This window comes from Kitasatospora gansuensis, from assembly GCF_014203705.1.
GTDB lineage: Bacteria > Actinomycetota > Actinomycetes > Streptomycetales > Streptomycetaceae > Kitasatospora > Kitasatospora gansuensis.
Genome location: NZ_JACHJR010000001.1, coordinates 2,917,218 through 2,936,491, shown reverse-complemented (window position 1 = coordinate 2,936,491; position 19,274 = coordinate 2,917,218). Strand labels below are relative to the sequence as shown.

The 19,274-nt window shown below is 72.3% G+C and carries 16 protein-coding genes and 1 riboswitch; of the genes, 12 read left to right on the top strand and 4 right to left on the bottom strand.

The window, feature by feature from the left end; translation table 11 throughout:
• Positions 1-94: 94 nt before the first annotated feature.
• On the top strand, positions 95-910 hold the full coding sequence (locus F4556_RS12850; protein WP_184914451.1) for an AfsR/SARP family transcriptional regulator: 816 nt from the start codon (positions 95-97) through the stop codon (positions 908-910).
• Positions 911-966: 56 nt separating this feature from the next.
• On the opposite strand, the gene F4556_RS12845 is transcribed toward F4556_RS12850, so the two are convergent.
• The 4 genes from F4556_RS12845 to F4556_RS39430 all read right to left on the bottom strand — a co-directional run bounded on the left by F4556_RS12845 (position 967) and on the right by F4556_RS39430 (position 5,551).
• Positions 967-1,962: a ribonucleotide-diphosphate reductase subunit beta gene (locus F4556_RS12845; protein ID WP_184924553.1), complete on the bottom strand. Its 996-nt coding sequence runs from the start codon at positions 1,960-1,962 to the stop codon at positions 967-969.
• A gap of 32 nt (positions 1,963-1,994) precedes the next feature.
• Positions 1,995-4,430: a ribonucleoside-diphosphate reductase subunit alpha gene (locus F4556_RS12840; RefSeq protein WP_184914448.1), complete on the bottom strand. Its 2,436-nt coding sequence runs from the start codon at positions 4,428-4,430 to the stop codon at positions 1,995-1,997.
• 159 nt (positions 4,431-4,589) lie between these two features.
• Positions 4,590-4,718: riboswitch (cobalamin riboswitch) on the bottom strand.
• A 117-nt stretch (positions 4,719-4,835) separates the two neighbouring features.
• Positions 4,836-5,324 (bottom strand): GNAT family N-acetyltransferase, encoded by a 489-nt coding sequence (locus F4556_RS12835; protein ID WP_313069196.1) that lies wholly within the window; start codon positions 5,322-5,324, stop codon positions 4,836-4,838.
• Positions 5,207-5,551 (bottom strand): hypothetical protein, encoded by a 345-nt coding sequence (locus tag F4556_RS39430; RefSeq protein WP_313068285.1) that lies wholly within the window; start codon positions 5,549-5,551, stop codon positions 5,207-5,209. Before F4556_RS39430 ends, F4556_RS12835 begins: the two co-directional genes overlap by 118 nt.
• 88 nt (positions 5,552-5,639) lie before the next feature.
• On the opposite strand from F4556_RS39430, the gene F4556_RS12830 reads away from it, so the two are divergent.
• The 11 genes from F4556_RS12830 to F4556_RS12780 all read left to right on the top strand — a co-directional run bounded on the left by F4556_RS12830 (position 5,640) and on the right by F4556_RS12780 (position 19,261).
• A complete protein-coding gene (locus tag F4556_RS12830; protein WP_184914442.1) occupies positions 5,640-6,581 on the top strand; it encodes a helix-turn-helix domain-containing protein in 942 nt (313 codons plus the stop codon).
• 114 nt (positions 6,582-6,695) lie between these two features.
• Positions 6,696-7,868, top strand: a complete 1,173-nt coding sequence (locus F4556_RS12825) for a LamG domain-containing protein (RefSeq protein WP_184914440.1) — start codon at positions 6,696-6,698, stop codon at positions 7,866-7,868.
• A 320-nt stretch (positions 7,869-8,188) separates the two neighbouring features.
• Positions 8,189-9,019: a glycosyltransferase family 2 protein gene (locus F4556_RS12820; RefSeq protein WP_184914437.1), complete on the top strand. Its 831-nt coding sequence runs from the start codon at positions 8,189-8,191 to the stop codon at positions 9,017-9,019.
• A complete protein-coding gene (locus F4556_RS12815) occupies positions 9,016-9,591 on the top strand; it encodes a hypothetical protein (RefSeq protein WP_184914435.1) in 576 nt (191 codons plus the stop codon). Before F4556_RS12820 ends, F4556_RS12815 begins: the two co-directional genes overlap by 4 nt.
• 29 nt (positions 9,592-9,620) lie before the next feature.
• Positions 9,621-10,757 carry a glycosyltransferase family 4 protein gene (locus F4556_RS12810; RefSeq protein WP_184914432.1) on the top strand — a complete coding sequence of 379 codons (1,137 nt, stop codon included), beginning with the start codon at positions 9,621-9,623 and terminating at the stop codon, positions 10,755-10,757.
• 5 nt (positions 10,758-10,762) lie between these two features.
• Positions 10,763-13,066: a DUF2206 domain-containing protein gene (locus F4556_RS12805; protein ID WP_184914429.1), complete on the top strand. Its 2,304-nt coding sequence runs from the start codon at positions 10,763-10,765 to the stop codon at positions 13,064-13,066.
• Entirely contained in the window at positions 13,063-14,232 is a 1,170-nt protein-coding gene (locus F4556_RS12800; protein ID WP_184914426.1) for a glycosyltransferase family 4 protein, read from the top strand. The genes F4556_RS12805 and F4556_RS12800 overlap by 4 nt, the downstream gene beginning before the upstream one ends.
• On the top strand, positions 14,225-15,709 hold the full coding sequence (locus F4556_RS12795; RefSeq protein ID WP_184914421.1) for a lipopolysaccharide biosynthesis protein: 1,485 nt from the start codon (positions 14,225-14,227) through the stop codon (positions 15,707-15,709). Before F4556_RS12800 ends, F4556_RS12795 begins: the two co-directional genes overlap by 8 nt.
• Positions 15,706-16,866 (top strand): glycosyltransferase family 4 protein, encoded by a 1,161-nt coding sequence (locus F4556_RS12790; RefSeq protein ID WP_184914418.1) that lies wholly within the window; start codon positions 15,706-15,708, stop codon positions 16,864-16,866. The genes F4556_RS12795 and F4556_RS12790 overlap by 4 nt, the downstream gene beginning before the upstream one ends.
• The gene (locus F4556_RS12785) at positions 16,863-18,134 is read left to right on the top strand and encodes a polysaccharide pyruvyl transferase family protein (protein ID WP_184914416.1); all 1,272 of its coding nucleotides are present in this window, start codon (positions 16,863-16,865) and stop codon (positions 18,132-18,134) included. The genes F4556_RS12790 and F4556_RS12785 overlap by 4 nt, the downstream gene beginning before the upstream one ends.
• Positions 18,131-19,261 carry a glycosyltransferase family 4 protein gene (locus tag F4556_RS12780; protein ID WP_184914413.1) on the top strand — a complete coding sequence of 377 codons (1,131 nt, stop codon included), beginning with the start codon at positions 18,131-18,133 and terminating at the stop codon, positions 19,259-19,261. The genes F4556_RS12785 and F4556_RS12780 overlap by 4 nt, the downstream gene beginning before the upstream one ends.
• The last annotated feature ends 13 nt before the right edge of the window (positions 19,262-19,274 follow it).

The following is a 19,274-nucleotide window of genomic DNA, read 5'->3' as shown; positions in this document are numbered from 1 at the left end:
GAGCCTGCCGCAGGCGGGTAGTGCTGAGCCGAGCATGCCCGGGAGACCCACCCTCCCGGCCCGGCATCGCTACCTTCCGGTGGAGGTTCGCTGAATGACCGTCATATCCCCGCCGTCGCCTCGGGGCGCCCTGCTCGGCTCGGTCGGCGCCGAGCCGGCCGGTGCCCGGCTCGGCCTGCTCGGGCCGCTCCAACTGCACTGCGGCGGCACCGAGATCGCCCTGCCGGCCGCCAAGCACCGGGCGCTGCTCGCGCTGCTGGCGATCAACGCCAACCGGCCGGTCCAGGTGGACCGGATCATCGCCGAGCTGTGGCAGGCCGACGAGCCCGAGTCGGCCCGCAAGACCCTGCAGGGGTACGTCTGGCGGCTGCGCGGCCTGCTCGGCAAGCGGGCGGTGCGGACCACCGGCAGCGGGTACGAGCTGCTGGCCGAGGCCGGTTCGGTCGACGCGACGCGGTTCGAGACGCTGGCCGAGGCCGGCCGGGCGGCGCTGCGTACCGGCGACGCCGGGGAGGCGGTCCGGCTGCTGCGGGGTGCGCTGGAGCTCTGGCGGGGACCGGCGCTGGCCGATGTGCCGCTCGGTCCCGGCGTGTTCGCGTACGTGAGCCGGCTGGAGGAGGCCAGGCTGATGGCCGTCGAGGGGCTGATCGACGCGGAGCTGGCGCTCGGCCGGCACGCGGAGGTGGTGCCCGCGCTGCGCGAGCTGGTGGCGGAACACCCGCTCCGGGAGCGGCTGCGGGCCCAGCTGATGCTGGCGCTGCTGCGCGGCGGGCGGCAGGCCGAGGCGCTGGCGGCGTACGGGGACCTGCGGGAACGGCTGATCGAGGATCAGGGGCTCGACCCGGGCCGGGCGGTGACCGAGCTGCACCGGCGGATCCTGGCAGGGGACGCCGCGCTGCACCTGGCCTGACAGCGCGGAAGGGCGCGGGGAGAACCCCGCGCCCTTCCGGTGACTGCCGCTGCGGCCTAGAAGTCGTCGTCGAAGGCGACCGAGCCCTCGACGGCGGTCTGGTAGGCGCTGACCCGGCGCTCGAAGAAGTTGGTCAGCTCCTGCACGTTCTGCAGCTCCATGAAGCCGAACGGGTTGCTGGAGCCGTACCGGATCGGCAGGCCGAGACGGGCCAGCCGCTGGTCGGCGACCGCCTGCAGGTACTCCCGCATCGAGGCGGTGTTCATCCCCGGCAGGCCCTCACCGCAGAGGTCCTCGGCGAACTGGAGCTCGGCCTCGACGGCCTCCTCCAGCATCGCGGTGACCTGCTTGGCCATCTCGTCGTCGAAGAGGTCGGGCTCCTCCTCGCGGACGGTGTCCACCACCGAGAAGGCGAAGTCCATGTGCATGGACTCGTCCCGGAACACCCAGTTGGTGCCGGTGGCCAGACCGTGCAGCAGGCCCCGGGACCGGAACCAGTACACGTACGCGAAGGCGCCGTAGAAGAACAGGCCCTCGACGCAGGCCGCGAAGCAGATCAGGTTGAGCAGGAAGGCCCGGCGGTCGTCCTTGCTCTGCAGCGAGTCGAGGTGGTCGACCGCGTTCATGTACTTGAAGCAGAACTGCGCCTTCTGGTGGATGGAGGGGATGTTCTCCACCGCGTCGAAGGCCGCCGACCGGTCCTCGGGATCGGGCAGGTAGGTGTCGAGCAGCGTCAGGTAGAACTGGACGTGCACGGCCTCCTCGAACAGCTGCCGGGACAGGTAGAGCCGCGCCTCGGGCGAGTTGATGTGCTTGTAGAGGCTCAGCACCACGTTGTTGGAGACGATCGAGTCACCGGTGGCGAAGAAGGCGACCAGCCGGCCGATCATGTGCCGCTCGCCCTCGCTGAGCTTGGCGAGGTCGGCGACGTCGGAGTGCAGGTCCACCTCCTCCACGGTCCAGGTGTTCTTGATCGCGTCGCGGTACTTGTCGTAGAACGACGGGTAGCGCATCGGACGCAGCGTCAGCTCGAAGCCCGGGTCGAGCAGCATCTTTTCGCGAGCGGGCGTTTCGGGGGTGGTGCTCACTGGCAGGCCTCGCAGGACTCGGGGTTCTCCAGGGAGCAGGCGAGCGCTGCCTCCTCCTCCGGAGTGAGGGTGGTCGGGGCGGCCACCGCGACCGGGGCGGACGGCGCCGGCACGGCGGCCTTCGTCCCGGAGGAGGAGGCGGCCTGGGCGATCCGGGTGGCCGGGCGCGAACGCAGGTAGTAGGTGGTCTTCAGACCGACCTTCCAGGCGTACGCGTACATCGAGCTCAGCTTGCCGATGGTCGGCGCGGCCATGAAGAGGTTCAGCGACTGGCTCTGGTCGATGTACGGCTGCCGGGCGGCGGCCAGGTCGATCAGGGCGCGCTGCGGCAGCTCCCAGGCGGTGCGGTAGAGCGAACGGACCTCGGCGGGCAGCCACTTGAGGTCCTGCACCGAGCCGTTCGACTCGCGCAGCGAGTCCCGGGTCTGCGTGTCCCAGACGCCCAGCTCCTTGAGCTCGCGGACCAGGTACGGGTTGACCTGGAGGAACTCGCCGGAGAGGGTCTCGCGCTTGAACAGGTTGGACACCTGCGGCTCGATGCACTCGTACACACCGGCGATCGAGGCGATGGTCGCGGTCGGCGCGATCGCCAGCAGCAGCGAGTTGCGCAGGCCGGTCTCGGCGATGGTGGCGCGCAGCGCGTCCCAGCGCTCGGCCCACTGCGGGGCGGTCTCGAAGTGGTCGATGTGCAGCTGGCCACGGGCGGCGCGGGTCTCCGCGTACGCTTCGTGCCGGCCGAGCTGCACGGCCAGCTCGCTGGAGCGCTCGTAGGCGACCAGCATGATCCGCTCGGCGATCAGGGTGGAGAGCTGCTTGGCCTCGGCGGAGTCGAAGTCCAGCCGGAGCTGGAAGAAGACGTCCTGAAGGCCCATCACACCGAGACCCACCGGGCGCCAGCGGGAGTTGGAGGTGCCGGCCTCGGTGGTCGGGTAGAAGTTGATGTCGATGACCCGGTCCAGGAAGGTCACGGCGGTGCGCACGGTGGCGTCCAGCCGGTCCCAGTCCATCGCGTTGAGCAGGTCGGCGGCGGTGGCGCCGACCGCCACGTGGGCGCCGAGGTTGACCGAGCCGAGGTTGCAGACCGCGGTCTCGGAGTCGTCGGTGACCTCGATGATCTCGGTGCAGAGGTTCGAGGAGTGCACCACCCGGCCGGGCAGCGCGGTCTGGTTGGCGGCCCGGTTGGAGGCGTCCTTGAAGGTCATCCAGCCGTTGCCGGTGGTGGCCAGGGTGCGCATCATCCGGGCGTACAGGGTCTGCGCCGGGATGGTGCGGACGGCCTTGCCCTCGGCCTCGGCCTTCAGGTACGCGGCGTCGAAGTCGGCGCCCCACAGGTCGACCAGCTCGGGCACGTCGGCCGGGGAGAACAGCGACCAGTCGGCGTTGGCGTTCACCCGGCGCATGAACTCGTCCGGGATCCAGTGCGCGAGGTTGAGGTTGTGGGTACGCCGCGCCTCCTCGCCGGTGTTGTCGCGGAGCTCCAGGAACTCCTCGATGTCGGCGTGCCAGGTCTCCAGGTACACGCAGGCGGCGCCCTTGCGGCGGCCGCCCTGGTTCACCGCGGCGACCGAGGAGTCCAGGGTGCGCAGGAACGGGACGATGCCGTTGGACTTGCCGTTGGTGCCGCGGATCAGGCTGCCGCGCGAACGGATCCGGCTGTAGGAGAGGCCGATGCCGCCGGCGTGCTTGGAGAGCCGGGCGATCTGCGCGTAGCGGCTGTAGATCGAGTCCAGGTTGTCCAGCGGCGAGTCCAGCAGGTAGCAGGAGGACATCTGCGGGTGCTTGGTGCCGGAGTTGAAGAGGGTCGGCGAGGAGGTCAGGTACTCCAGCCGGCTCATCAGGGTGTAGAGCTCGGCCACCTCGGCCACCGACTGCTCGGTGTCGCCGACGGCGAGACCGGCCGCGACCCGGAGCAGGAAGTGCTGCGGGGTCTCGATCACCTTGCGGGTGATCGGGTGGCGCAGCAGGTACCGGGACTGCACGGTGCGCAGGCCGAAGTACTCGAAGCGGTCGTCGCCCTGCTGGTCGATCAGGGCGTCGAAGGCGTCGGCGTGCTTGGCCACGAACGCCGCGGTGACGTCGCCGATCAGGCCCTCGGTGTGGCCGACCACGATCGAGGCGGAGAAGGAGAGCGCGCCCTGGCCGATCGCCTCGTCCTGGATCTCCAGGGCGAGCAGGCGGGCGGCGAGCTTCGAGTACTGCGGGTCCTCGGCGATCATCGAGGCGGCAGCTTCCACGGCCAGTCCGCGCAGCTCGGCGAAGTCCGAGTTGGCGTTCCGGCCGCGCAGCGCAGCGGCCGCGACGTGGCCAGGATCCACCTGGGGCAGGTCGATGCTGCGGTCGGTGAGCAGCCGAAGCAGCGCAGCACCGGGGTCGGTGTGGGCGGAGTCGGCAGAACCCTGGGAGGGCAGGGCAACTGAGGCAGCGATGGTCAAGGCGCTTCTCTCCTGGCGGCGGCGGTCGGCGAGGGGCACCGGACCGTCGGGGCGCAGGGGAAGGCAGCGCGGAACACCTCACGGCGCGCGCGAACCACCCCCTGGCCCACCCGCGAGGCCCGGACGTCACTTCTGTGCTGCATGGCGTCTGCGGGGAAGCCGTGTCGCACGCCGTCGGCAGGTCATCGGACTCACGGGCGCCTGCTGGGCCGCTCGCTCACCGCTGCGGGGCAGTCCCGGACTTCCACCGGGTTCCCCTGCTTCGACAGCGAGAGCGAGCATACATGTAGTGGCGGTCTGACGATGCGACACCAGATGTAGTGCCGCGTGTCGTACGGGCCCGGTAGCGGTGCGTGGTCGGAAGGGCCCTTGGCGCAGCGGCGCGGGCCGGTTTGAGAAGGTCGGTCAGAAGGTCAGGGTGTAGACCAGCAGGCGCACTCCGGGGCGGACGTCCCAGTCCCGCTCGGGGGTGCGCAGGAAGCCGAGGCGCTCGTACAGCCGGTGGGCGCTGGTCATCGACGGGCGGGTGGAGAAGGCCATCCCGGTCAGGCCCAGTTCGCGGCTGCGGGCCATCGAGGCGCGGACCAGGCCCTCGCCGACGCCCCGGCCGCGGGCCGCGCCGGAGACCGCGAGCATCCGGATCTCGCCCTCGTGCGGCGCCGCGATGTCGGCGAACGGGGTGCCGCCGACCGCGAAGGTCACACAGCCGAGCAGCTGTCCGTCGGCCGGATCGACCGCGACCAGGAGCTCGGCCTGGTCGAAGCGCGGCCGGGCGTCTAGGAGCTGAGCGGCGTACGGACCGTCGGCCGGGCTGTGGCCGTCACCGACGAAAGCCTCGTGAGTGACGGCGCCGACTGCTGCGAGGTCCGACTCGACGGCCGGGCGGATGACGATGTCCATTCGGACAGTTTGCCCGGGGCGGGGTCGGAGGCGGCGGGCAGGGTGCCGAGCAAACGGTCGCCGGGGGAGGGCTGGAGCGGGTAGCCGCCGGGGCGGTGCCAGTTGTCCCGTCCGTGCCGGGAGTTGTGGTCGACGTCCCGGCCGACCAGGGTGCCGAGCAGGCCGAAGGCGGAGACGAAGCCGAGCAGGGTGAGGGCGCTGGAGAGGGTGTCGGAGTTCATGTCTCGAGTCTGGCGAGGGCCGGGCGGCGCCACGAGTGGCAGAAATGCCCTCTTGCCTCGATATCCTGCCATCGGGCATTCTGACGGCATGCTGCAGAACGTCGTCACCGTGGTCATGGAAGAAGTCCACCCCTTCGAACTCGGTCTGGCCTGCGAGGTGTTCGGCCTCGACCGGAGCGACAACGGCCTGCCGGTCTACGACTTCGCGGTGGCCTCCGACCGGCCGGGGAAGCTGCGCACCCACGCCGGCTACAGCATCGACGTCGAGCACGGCGCCGAGCGGCTGGCCGAGGCCGACCTGGTGATCGCCGCCGCCACCACGATCCGGGACGAGTACCCGGCGCCGCTGATCGAGGCGCTGCGGGCGGCGACCGAGCGCGGCGCCAGGGTGCTCTCGATCTGCAGCGGGGCCTTCCTGCTAGGCGCCGCCGGGCTGTTGGACGGCCGCCGTTCCACCACCCACTGGCGGCACACCGACCGGCTGGCCGCCCGTTTCCCGCTCACCCGGGTCGAACCGGACGTGCTCTACGTGGACGAGGACCCGGTGATCACCTCGGCCGGCACCGCCGCCGGGATCGACGCCTGCCTGTACCTGGTCCGCAAGTTCCAGGGCGCCGAGGTGGCCCGTGGGATCGCCCGCCGGATGGTGGTGGCACCGCACCGGGACGGCGGGCAGGCCCAGTTCGTCGCCCGGCCGCTGCCGGAGGCCGACGAGGACTCGCTGGGCGGGCTGCTGGACTGGCTGCGCCGGCACCTGCACCAGGAGCTGACGGTGGACCAGCTCGCCACCAAGGCCCACATGTCGCCGCGCACCTTCGCCCGCCGGTTCCAGCAGGAGACCGGCACCACTCCGCACCGCTGGCTCACCAACCAGCGCCTGCTGCAGGCCCAGCGCCTGCTGGAGGGCACCAACGAACCGGTCGAATCCGTGGCCGCCACCTGCGGGTTCGGCAACGCCGCCACCCTCAGGCACCACTTCACCCGCTGGCTCGGCACCACCCCGCAGGCGTACCGGAGGACCTTCGGCTGAGTGCGTGCGGTGTGTCGGTCGGGTGGTCGTCGGGTAAGGCCGATGTTCCGCTTCGGTATCGGTTGGGTGGGGAGGCGATCTGGTGGACCGGGCTCATGTTCTAGCATCCGCACTATGACTGACGGTACGGAACGCCCGGACGTGGCTGCGACTCCTGGCCAGGTTCCCTCTCAGAATCCGAACGAGGCGGCACCCGCCGGTGGCTATCCGCCGCCGCTGCCGGGCCAGTTCCCGGGGCAGGCCGCCTACGGCTACCCGCACCCGCAGAGCGGGTACCCGCAGCAGGGCGGCTACCCGCAGCAGGGTGGTTACCCGACCCAGGACGGCTACGGCTACCCGAACCCGCAGAGCCAGTACCAGCAGCCGCCGGCGAACGCCATGCCGAGCTGGGAGTCGCTGGCGGAGCAGGAGGAGGAGCGCGGGCGCCGCCGTCGGCGGATGATCACCGCCGGGGTGGCGGTGGCGGCCGTGGTGCTCGGGGTCGGGGCGGGCTTCGCCGTCATCCACAAGACCGGGGGCAAGGCGGATCCGGTGGCGAGCGGTTCGCCGTCGGCCACCGGCAAGCCCAGCGTCAAGCCGTCCGGCTCGGGTGCGGCCGCGCCGAACGTCGAAGCCACCGTGCCGGGTGACCCGAACAGCCTGGCGGACTCCTCCGGGCAGGCCAACCTGGCCATCGCCCCGGACGCCGAGGTGAGCAAGGTGCCGGACGGTCACGTGCTCCGGCTGCGCAGCAACAACAACTCCAACGCCCAGTCGGCGACCAAGGTCGTGGACGTGACGGGCAGCTTCACCATCTCCGCCTGGGTCTACAACGAGGCGCCGGAGGGCCCGCGGACGGCGGTCAGCCAGGGCGACGGGGCCTCGTACTCCTTCGACCTCGGCCGGGACGTGGCCGCGGACGGCAAGAAGTCCTGGGTGTTCCGGGTGCAGACCGCGGACGGCGGCGCGGACGCCACGGTGGTCCAGGTCGCCTCCGAGAACCTGAACACGGTGGGGGAGTGGGCCCTGCTCACGGGGGTCTACGACCCGAGTGCCAAGTCCATCGCGCTGTACGTGAACGGCCAGCCGGCCGGGAAGAACTCCACCGCGCAGGTGTCGGGCATCTGGGCCGGTCCCGGCCCGCTGCAGCTCGGCCGGACCAGGCAGCACAAGCTGTGGACCGGTCACTGGGCCGGCGTGCTGGGGAGCATCAAGGTCTGGAACCAGGCACTGACGTCGGAGCAGGTCGCGACGCTCAAGACGAACGGCGTCAAGGAGAAGCCGGTGGCCTCCTGGCTGGTCGGCTGACGCCCGGTCGGATCTGACGATCCGTAACCTCGCAGCATACCCAGAACGGCACCCTTGTGATCATCACAAGATAGTCACGGGGGTGCCTGTGGTGCGTAGGCATCCGCTAAGGTCTGGAGTGAATAGGGCCGGTTCGAGCGCGCACCGCAAAGTGCGGCATGGACCGGCCTTCTGATGGGTGAACAGGTCCTGATGAGCGACGGAGCTCTGCCATACCGCACCTCCTCGGGCGGCGGTTGGTAGGCCGGCTCGGAGGGCTGCCTGGTCGGCGGCTCCGGGGGCTTGCGAGCTGTCCACAAAATTTCCAGGGGGACTCAAGCGTGCGACGTCTGTCCGTCGTCATTCCCGCGCTGAACGAAGCGCCGAACCTGCCCACCGTCATGGCGAACATCCCGGTCGCCGAACTGGCCGCGGCCGGCTGGGAGACCGAGGTGATCGTCGTCGACAACGCCTCGACCGACGACACCGCCGAGGTCGCCAAGTCGCTCGGCGCCAGGGTGGTGCTCCAGCCCCAGCGGGGCTACGGGAACGCGTACCAGCAGGGTTTCGACGCCGCGACCGGTGACGTGATAGCCACCGGCGACGCCGACTGCACCTACCCGTTCGACGCGCTGCCCGAGCTGCTCGAGACGCTGACCGAGCGGGACGTGGAGTTCATGACCACCAACCGGCTCGGCCGGGAGAACCGCGACGCGATGAAGCGCTCGCACACGGTGGCCAACCACGCGCTGAGCGCCCTGAGCCGCCGGCTGTTCCGCAACGGTCTCCGGGACTCGCAGTCCGGTATGTGGATTTTCAAGCGCTATGTCTGGAGCGGTCTGGACGTCCGCTCGCCGGGCATGGCGTTCTCACAGGAGATCAAGAACGAGGCGGCCAGGGCCGGTTACCGCTTCCTCGAGGTGCCGATCGAGTACCGCAAGCGCGGCGGTGAGGTGAAGCTGAACGCGCTGCCGGACGGCATGGCCAACCTGCGCCAGCTCTTCGAGCACCGCTTCCGCCGCGGTACCGCCGAGCCGGCCGTCGTCCCGACCGCGGCCGAGACCCGGCAGGCGGCCGCCGTGCCGGCCCCGCCGCTGTCCGTCCCCGCACAGGGCGGCGAGCCCGCGCAGCCGAAGCCGGACCGGCGATCCGAGCAGTACGAGGCGGTATGAGCCCCCAGCACGACCTGGCCGAGGGCGGCGCCGAGGACGACGTCGAGGCCGAGGCCGAGGACCGTACCGAGCCGGAGCCCGAGCAGCCCGCGGCGCGGCGCGGCCGTCGGCGCCGCCGGGCGGCGGCGGCTCCTCGGCGCCCGGCCGTGACCGGGCTGCTGATCGGTGTCGCGGCGGTCGTGCTGGCCACGGTGGCCTGGTCGGTGCAGCCGGTACGGACCGTGCTGCTCCAGTCCTTCACCCAGCAGAACGCGTCGTTCACCGAGCTCTACTTCACCACCAACCCGAGCTTCGAGGGCGCCACGGCCGTGGTCCCGCTCGCGCTGAACGCCCATGGCACGGGCGTCAACGCGTACGAGTTGAAGGTGACGCTGCTGGCGGCCGACGGGAAGACGGTCAGCGAGAACGTGCTGCCCATCGCCCCCAAGGACGGCACCCCGGTCCCGCTGGTCGCGCGGCTGCCGGCCGCCAAGGACGTGGCGATGGTCCGGGTGGCCCTGGTCGGGCACCCGCAGACCCTGCACTTCCGGTTCGGGAAGGCGGAGGACCCCAAGCCCGTCGGCAAGCCGTAACGCCCGAAAGCCCTCGTCCTGGAAGCCAGATGCGCACAATCCTGCAGGTCACCCCGTACTACCCGCCCCACCTGGGCGGGCTGGAACGGGTCGTCGAGCACCTCTCGAAGCAACTGGCCGGGCGGCACCGGGTCCGGGTGGTCACCACCGCGCTCGGCGCCGACGGGGCCCCGGCCCGGTCCGGTGACGAGCAGCCAGGTCGGAGCGGGCTGACGGTCCGTCGGCACCGCGCGGTGGAGGTCGCGCACACCGCGATCGCCCCGGGCCTGCCGCTCTCCCTGCTCCGCGCACCGCGCCGGGCGGTGCTGCACCTGCACTGCGCGCACGCCCTGCTGCCCGAACTGGTCGCGCTCACCGCGCTGCTGCGCCGCCAGCGCTTCCTGCTCCACTTCCACCTGGACGTGGACGCCTCCGGGCCGCTCGGCAAGCTGCTGCCGCTGTACAAGAAGCACTCGTTCGGGCGGGTGCTGCGGGCCGCCGCCGGTGTCATCGTGCTGACCCGGGCTCAGGCGGACTTCGTCCGGGAGAGCTACCGGGTGCCCGCCGAACGGATCTTCGTGGTGCCGAACGGGGTCGGCCCCGAGTACTTCCTGCCGGTCCGGGAGACCGGCGAGGCACGGCCAGGGCGCCCGCTGCAGCTGCTCTTCGTGGGCCGGCTCAGCGCGCAGAAGAACGTGGACCGGCTGCTGGACGCGCTCGCGCTGGTCCGTGAGCCGGTCCGGCTGCGGGTGGTCGGCGACGGCGAACTGCGCTCCCACCTGGAGGAGAAGGCGGCCAGGCTGGGGCTGACCGGGGTCGAGTTCTCCGGCGGGCTGCTCGGCGAGGAGCTGGTCCGGGCGTACACCGACGCGGACGCCCTGGTGCTCCCCTCGGACCGCGAGGGGATGCCGCTGGTGGCGCTGGAGGCGATGGCCGCCGGGCTGCCGGTACTGGCCACCGCCGTGCCCGGCAACACCGAACTGCTCGACGGGGTCGGCCTGCTGGCCGAACCCGAGCCCGCCGCGCTGGCGGCCGCCGTCGAGACCCTGGCCACCGACCCGCAGCTGCGGCTGCGGCTGGCCCGGCGTGCTTCCGAGGCCGCGCACGCGTACTCCTGGGAGGCGGTCGCCGCCCAGGTCGAGCAGGTCTACGCAGAGGTCTACCCGAGCCTGTCGGGCCGGGGATGAGGACGATGAAGCTGATCGGGAAGATCCAGGCCCGCAGCGGGATCCTGCTGGGCGTGGCGCTGGCCTCCGTGGTGGAGGTGTGGTCGGCGGCGCCGGCGGTGCTGCTCACCCTGGCCGGCCTGTGGCTGCTGTTCGGGGCGCCGATCCTGCTCTGGCGCGGTGTCGTGGCCAAGGCGGTGTCCACCCGGGACGCGGCACTGATGCTGTCGGTCGGCCTGGCGGTGATCACCGACCTGGTGGTCGCGCTCGCCGTGAACACGGTGCTCCCGCTGCTCGGTGAGGAGCGTCCGCTGACCCAGCGGCTGCTGTCCGGGGCGACGGCCATGACGCTGGTGGTGCTCGGACTGTTCCTGCCCGAGGAACCGCGCCCCGACCGGCCCCGCCGGGCCGGGCTGCCGCGCGGGCTGGCCCAGGTGGCCGGACTCGGGGCGCTGGCGCTGGTGCTGTCGGTGGCCGGTCCGATCCGCCTGAACAACGGCTTCAGCGGCAAGGTCAGCATGGTCGCGCTGGTGGTGATCGCGGCCCTGCTGGTGCTGCTGATGGTCCATCGGCGCCGGTACTCCGCCCCGGTCGTGGAGATCGGGCTGTTCGCCGGCTCGGCCGCGCTGCTGCTGCTGAACTCGCTGCGCGGCTGGTACATCGTCGGGCACGACGTCCAGCGGGAGTACGAGTACTTCCGGCTGGCCCTCGGCGGCTCCCACTGGGACGTCTCCGCCTACCCCGACGCGTACAACGCCTGTCTGAGCATCACCTTGCTGCCCGTCAGTCTGGTCCGGCTCACCGCGCTCCCCGACGTGTACGTCTTCAAGCTGGTGCTGCCGCTGCTGTTCGCGCTCACCCCGGTGCTGGTGTACCGCTCGGTGCGCAACGTGGCCCCGCAGTTCGTGGCGCTGCTGTCGGCCGTGTACTTCATGGTCTTCCCGACCTTCTTCACCGACATGACCTTCCTGGGCCGGCAGGAGGTGGCCTTCCTGCTGATCGGCTGCGCGATGGTGGTGCTGACCGACACCGGGCGGCCGCTGCTTGCCAGGCGGCTGCTCTTCCTGGGGCTGCTGGCCGGGGTGGTGCTGTCGCACTACTCGACCATCTACCTGATGGTGGCCATCCTCGGCCTCGCGGTGGCGGTGGACCTGGGCTGGCGGCTGCTGGCCCGGCGGAAGAACGGCAAGGTCCGCCGCCGCCCCAGGCAGGACCACGCGCCGTCCTTCGTGAGCTGGTGGATGGTCGTGGTGGCCGCCGCGCTGGCGCTGGTCTGGGCGGGCCCGGTGACGCACACCAACGGGCAGCTGGGCAGCACGCTGGCCGGCGTGGTGCAGGGCATGGTCAACCCGGGGACGGCGAAGGCCGGGTCCTCCGACACCGGGTACAGCCTGTTCGGCGGCGCGCGGACCAGCCCGGAACAGCGGATCAAGGACTACCGGGCCGCCAGCATCGAGCAGAACGCGGCCAAGCGGGCCGCCGGGGAGCTGCTGCCGTTGACCACGGTGGACCCCTACCAGGTCCCGCTGGCCCCGGCCGAGGACATGCCGCTCACCGCGGTCGGCCGTGGTCTGGAGGCGACCGGGCTGAGCGTCTCCGGACTGAACGGCCTGCTCCGGCAGGCCGCCGCGCAGCTGCTGCAGGTGCTGCTGCTGGTCGGGGTGGTGGTGGCGTTCCGGGCCCGGCGCCGGATCTTCCAGCCGGTCCGGGACCAGCTCACGCTGACTGTGGGCGCCGTCACCATGATCGCGCTGCTCACGGTGGTGCCCCAGCTCTCGGTGGACTACGGCGTGCTCCGCGCCTTCCAGCAGGGGCTGTTCATCTTCGCGCCGTTCGTCGCCGCCGGGACGCTCTGGCTGGCCCGCTGGGCCGGCCGCCGTGCGGTGCCGGTGGTCTGCGTGCTCGTCGCGGGACTGTTCCTCGACCTCACCGGCGTGGTGCCGCAGACTCTCGGCGGCTACCCGGCGCAGCTGCAGCTCAACAACGCGGGCCGGTCGTACGACATCTACTACCCGAGCACCGAGGAGCGGCTGGCGGCCTACTGGCTGGAGCAGAGCACCGCGAGCCAGAAGCCGCAGCCGCTGGTGCAGGCCGAGGGCTACACCTATCGGCGGCTGCAGACCCTGATCGAGGGGCCGGCCGTCGGCGACCTGTTCCCGACGGTCGTCGGCGCGCACACCTATGTCATCCTCGGTACGGCCACGGTGCGGAGCGGCCAGGTGACCTTCGCCTACCAGGGCGACCTGATCACCTACCGCTACCCGGTCGGCCTGCTGGACTCGACGAAGAACCAGATCTACAGCAGCGAAGGGGCGGAGATCTACCGATGAGCACACCGACCAGGCCGTTCCGGGTGCTGCTCGTCAGTCACTACTACCCGCCGCACCTCGGCGGGGTGGAGAACGTGGTCCGACACGAGGCCGTCCGGCTCGCGGCGGGCGGCGCCGAGGTCACCGTGCTCACCAGCGGCGAGCGGAGCGCGGTCCGGTACGAGGACGGTGTCCGGGTGGTCCGGGTCGCGGCCTGGAACGGGGCCGAGCGGGCCGGGGTGCCGTTCCCGGTGCTCGCGCCCACCGTGCTCGGCACCGCGCTGCGGCTGGCCCGCCGGGCCGATGTGGTGCACCTGCACGACTGCCTCTACCTGACCTCATGGGCCGCCGGTCTGGCCGCCGCCCTGACCCGGACCCCGCACCTGCTGACCCAGCACGTGGCGATGGTCCAGCACCCGTCCGCTGTGGTCCGCGGCGTCCAGCGGGCGGTCTACGCGGTGGCAGGCCGGGCGCTGCTCCGCCGGGCCCGCCAGGTGTTCACCCTGAACGCCTCGGTCGCCGACTTCGTGCTCCGGCACGGCGCCAGGCCGGAGCGGACCGGACACCTGGCCAACGGGGTGGACACCGAGCTGTTCCGGCCCGCCGGCTCCGCCGAGGAGCGCGTCCTGGCCAGGAAGCGCTTCGGCCTGCCCGCGGACCGGACGCTGGTGCTGTTCGCCGGCCGCCTGGTGCCGAAGAAGGGGTACGACCTGCTGCTCGCCGCGCACGACGAGGCGGCCGGGTACGACCTGGTGTTCGCGGGCGACGGCGACTCGGCGGCGCTGGCCGGCCGCTCCGGTGTGCACCACCTCGGCGCGCTGCCGCCGGAGCAGTTGGCCGAGCTGTACCGGGCCTGCGACCTGTTCGCGCTGCCCTCGACCGCCGAGGGCTTCCCGCTGACGGTGCAGGAGGCGATGGCCTCCGGGCTGCCGGTGCTGACCACCGACGACCCCGGCTACGCGCCCTACCGGCTGGACCGCACCCTGGTCCGGCTGATCGAGCGGGAGCCCGCGGCGCTGCGCACCGCGCTCGCGGAACTGACGGCCGATCAGGACCTGCGCGACCGGATGGCCCGCTACTCGCACGAGTACGCCACCGCGGCCTTCGACTGGGACGAGCACGCCGCCTCGCTGCTCCGCCGGTACCAGGAGCACTGCCAGGAGCGGCACCAGGAGCGGCGTGGCTAGACATCGCGGCACTCCCGGCACCCGGGAGCGGCAGGGCCGGCCGGGCAGCGGCTCGGCCCGGCATGCCCGCCCCCCGGACCAGATGTACCGCAGCTCGCTCTTCCTGCTGGCCTCCACCGCCGTCACCGCCGGGCTCGGCTTCGTGTTCTGGGTGGTGGTCGCCAACTTCTACCCCGCGCGGCAGGTCGGCCTGGCCACCTCGCTGATCTCGGCCACCACGCTGATCGCGTACCTGAGCCTGTTCGGCCTGAACAGCACGCTGATCCGCTACCCCGCGGCCCGGGCCTCCCGGAACGGTCAGCTGACCATGTCGCTGACCCTGGTCGCGGCGGTCGCCTGCCTGCTCGCCTCCGGCTACCTGCTCGGGCTGCCGGTCTACGGGGAGAAGCTGCTGTTCATCCGGGACCAGCCGTTGCTGGCCGCCGCCTTCGTGCTGCTCTGCTCCTGCGCCGCGGTCAACCTGCTGACCAAGTCGGTCTTCGTCGGGGCCCGGGTGCCGCAGTACAACGTCCTGGTGGACGGCCTGCTGCAGGGCCTGGCCAAGCTGGCGCTGCCCGCCGCGCTGGTCGGCTTCGGCACGGCCGGGATCGTCGGCTCGACCGGTGGGGGGTACGTGGTGGCCGCGCTGGCCGCGCAGTTCCTGCTGCACCGCAAGCTCGGCTTCCGGTTCGACTTCCGGACCCGGGGCACCCGGCTCCGGGAGCAGCTGCGGTTCTCGGTCGCCAGCTACTCCGCCAGCCTGCTGAACCTGCTGCCGCAGATGGTCACCCCGCTGATCGTGCTGCACCACCTCGGGGCCGAGTCGGCGGGCTACTACTACGTGGCCTACCAGATAGCCACCCTGCTGTACGCGATCTCCTTCTCGGTCGGCGAGGCGGTGTTCGCCGAGGCGTCCTACGAACCGTCACGGTTCGGGGTGCTGCTCCGTCGCTCCGCCACGATCATGGCGGCGGTGCAGATCCCGGCTGCGGCGGCGGTGGCGCTGGGCAGCGGTCTGGTGCTGAAGCTGTTCGGCCACGGGTACGCGGAGCACGCCCAGCCGCTGCTGTTCGCCCTGGCGGTGGCGGCGGGCGCGGTGGCGCTCAACACCTGGGCCACCTTCGCCCTGAAGCTGACCGGCCAGCTGCGGGCGCTGGTGGTCTGCAACCTGATCTACGCGACGGTGTCCATCGGGCTTGCGCTGTACTGGGCGCCGCGCGGCCTGGTCTGGTTCGGCTGGGCCTGGGCCGGCGGCAACCTCGCGGCCGGGGTGGCGGCCCTGGCGGCGTTGGCCCTCGGGCGCGGCCGTCCGCAGCCGGCCGCGCCGTCGGCGCTGCCGGACCAGCGGTCGTCGGACCAGGAGCCGTACCAGCAGCAGCCGGTGGGCTGGCCGCCGGTCGGCCAGGACTGGCCGCAGCCCGACGGCCTGCAGGGATGGGAGAGACCCGGCCCCGCCTGGGAGGCCAGGCGGAAGCGGACAACGGAGAGTTGGACATGAGGGTGCTGCAGATCGTCAACCTCGGCTTCGAGGCGGGCGGCGCGGAGAAGAGCGTCCGCTTGATCGCGGAGGGGCTGACCGCCCGGGGTCACCAGGTCCGGGTGGTGGCCACCGACCTGCTGGCGGAGGGTCAGCAGGTGTTCGCGGACGAGCTGGTGCCCGCGGTCAGCGGCGGCCCGGCCCGCCGGCTGCTGGGGTACTTCTGGCACCGGCCCGCGTACCGCGCGGTGCGGCGGCAGCTGCTGGAGTTCCGGCCCGACTGCGTCCACCTGCACACCATCGGTGAGTTCAGCCCGGCGGTGCTGGCCGCGACCAGCGGGGTGCCCCGGCTGCTGACCGTGCACGGCCCCGAGGACTGGACCAAGGCGCTGCTGCGGTGGAACCTGGCCAGCGCGAGTGCGGGCGGGCGGCTCTCCGCCGCCGACAGCTGCCGCTACCTCTATCTGCGGCTGCTCCAGCGGCCCGCCTACCTGCTCAGGCTGCGACGGGTGCGGCGGGTGCTGGCGCCCAGCCGGTACTTCGCCGAGGCGGTCCGGCCCGATGTCGGCCGGGTGCCGGTGCACGTGCTGCCGAACGGCATCCCGCGCACCGCCGGTGCCGAGCCGGTGACGGACGCACAGCAACTGCTCTTCGTCGGCCGCCTGGAGCCGGTCAAGGGCGTGCACGTCCTGCTGGCGGCGTTCCGGGAGCTGATCGCCCGTCACCCCGAGGCCCGGCTCGCCGTCGTCGGCGACGGTCCCGAGCGGGCCCGGCTGGAGGCGGCGGCCGCCGACCTGGTGGCCGACGGCCGGGTGGTCTTCCACGGCTGGCTGACCGGGGATCAGGTCGCCGAGCGGCTGCGCGCCGCCTCGGTGGTGGTGCTGCCCTCGCTCTGGCCGGAGAACTTCCCCACCGTGGCCCTGGAGGCGCTGCAGATCGGCCGCCCGATGGTGGCCTCCCGGGTCGGCGGCCTGCCCGAGCTGGTCGGTCCGGACAACGGGGCGCTGGTCGAGGCCGGGGACGTCGCCGCGCTGGCCGGGGCGCTCGGCGGCCTGATCGGTGACCTGGAGCGGCTGGCCCTGCTCGGCAAGGGGTCGGCGGCCCGGGCCGACCGGTACGGCGTCGAGGAGTTCCTCGACAACCTGGAACACCACTACACAGAGATTGTCAGACCGTGAAGATAGTCGTCGTCAACGCGTTCGCGCGGGGCAACCGCGGTGACGCGGCCCTGCTGAGCGTGGCGCTCCAGCAGTTGGAGCGGGCGTACCCGGGGGCCAGGATCAGCATCGCCGGCTTCGAGGAACCGGGGGAGTGGCCGAGCTTCGACGGCGTCCCCAACATCGGTTCGATCCGCCGCTACGTGGGCGACGAGCAGGCCCGCCGGATCACCCGGATCAGCCGCAAGGCGGTTGCCGCGCTGCTGGGTCTGCTGGCCGCCCTGCCCGGTGGCGGACCGCTGCTGAAGGCGGTCGCCCCCCTGCTGCCCCGGGAGATGCGGGCCGAGCTGCGGGCCCTCGCCGGGGCCGACCTGGTGCTCTCGCTGGGTGGTGGCTATCTCAACGGGAAGGCCGACTTCGCCTCGGACCTGAGCATCGGTTTCCTGCTGCTGCCGCTCTGGCTGGCCCGCCGTTTCGGGGTGCCGGTGGTGCTCGCCCCGCAGTCCTGCGGACCGTTCCCGACCAGGACCCAGCGGCTGCTGATGCGCCGGGTGCTGGCCTTCAGCCGCCGGGTGGTGGCCCGGGAGGAGATCAGCATCGCCCGACTGACCGAGGCCGGGGTGCCGGGTGCCAACCTGATCCGCGGTGTGGACAGCGCCTTCGCCTTCCAGGGCAACTCCGTACGCCCCTGGCGGCAGGAGCTCGGGATCGCCCCGGAGGCCGAGCTGGTCCTGGTGACGGCCCGTCAGTTCCTGGACCGGGCGGCCCAGGCCGCCTACGAGGCGGCGATGGCCGCGGCCGTCCGGCACCTGGTCGACCGGGGCTGCCAGGTGGTGCTCGTCCCGCAGGTGACCTGCACCTTCCAGGAGGACGACGACCGGATCGTCAACCGCCGGATAGCCGCGCTGCTGGACACCCCCGGGCTGCACGTGGTCGACGACGAGACCATCGACCACCACGAGATCTTCGCGCTGTACGGCGCCGCGGACTTCATCCTCGGCACCCGCTTCCACTCGGTGATATTCGGGCTGATCGCCGGTGTGCCGTGCGCCGCCGTCGAGTACGACCACAAGACCCGGGGCATCATGGCCGACCTCGGACTGGGGCACTGGGTGGTCCGGATGGCCGAGGCCCGGCCGGACACCCTGGTCCCGCTGATGGACCGTCTGCTGACCGAGGGCGCCGCGTACCGGGAGCACCTGTGCGAGGTCATCCCGGCCTACGCCGCCCGGGCTGAGGAGTTCGTCGGCCAGCTGCTCGCCGACGTCCCCGGGCCGGTGCGCCGATGACGCCCCGTACGGTGGCGGTGGTCGCCCCCTACTACCCGCCCAAGATCGGCGGCGTGGAGAACTACGCGGCCCGGATCGCCGCCGCGCTGGCCGAGGCGCCCGACCTGGAGCCGGTGGTGATCACCACCCGGCTGTCCGGGCTGCGGACCACCGAGAGCGTCGAGCAGGGCGTCCGGGTGATCCGGCTGGGCGCCTGGCTGCGGCTCTCCAACACCCCGCTCAGCCCGCTCTGGCCGTTCCAGCTGCGCCGCTGGCTGCGCCGGACGGGCGCCGAGGTGGTGAACGCGCACGCACCGGTGCCGGGACTGGCCGACCTGGCCGTCGCGGTCTCCGGCCGCCGCCCCGCCGTGCTGACCTACCACGCCGGTTCGATGCACAAGGGCGAGCCGGGCAGCGGCGCGGCCGACCGGCTGATCGGCGGCTACGAACGGGCCGTGCTGCCGCGGGTGTTCCGGCGGGCCAGGGCGCTGGTCGCGGTCTCCCCGGTCTCACTGGCGGCGGGCCACCCGCACGCGGTGCAGATCACCCCGGGCGTGGACACCGCCCGCTTCACCCCCGGCGTACCGGCCTCGCAGCGGCCGCGCACCGTGGTCTACGTCGGCCGGATGGACCGCTCCTCGGCCTGGAAGGGCGTGGACGTCCTGATCGGCGCGCTCGCCGAGCTGGCCGACCTGCCGGAGGCCCGGCTGCGGCTGGTCGGCGGCGGGGACGCGGTGCCGGAGCTGCTGGCCCTGGCCGGGCGGCTCGGAGTGGCCGAACGGGTCGAGGCGATGGGCGAGCTGACGGGCGATCAGCTGGTCGAGGCGGTACGCGGCGCCGCCGTGCTGGCGCTGCCCTCGCGGACCGAGGCGGAGTCCTTCGGGATGGCCCTGGTCGAGGCGATGGCCTGCGGCACCCCCGTGGTCGGCTCGGCCGTCGGTGGCATCCCGTACGTGGTGACGGACGGTGAGACCGGGCTGCTGGTGCCGCCCGGGGACACCGCCGCGCTGGCCGCCGCCTGCCGCCGGCTGCTCACCGACGGCGAGCTCGCCGACCGGCTGGGCGCGGCGGGCCGCCGGCACGTCGAGGAGCACTACGCCTGGGACGGTCTGATGCGGCGATACCTGGAGCTGTTCCGCTCGCTCTGACCGGCAGACCTCG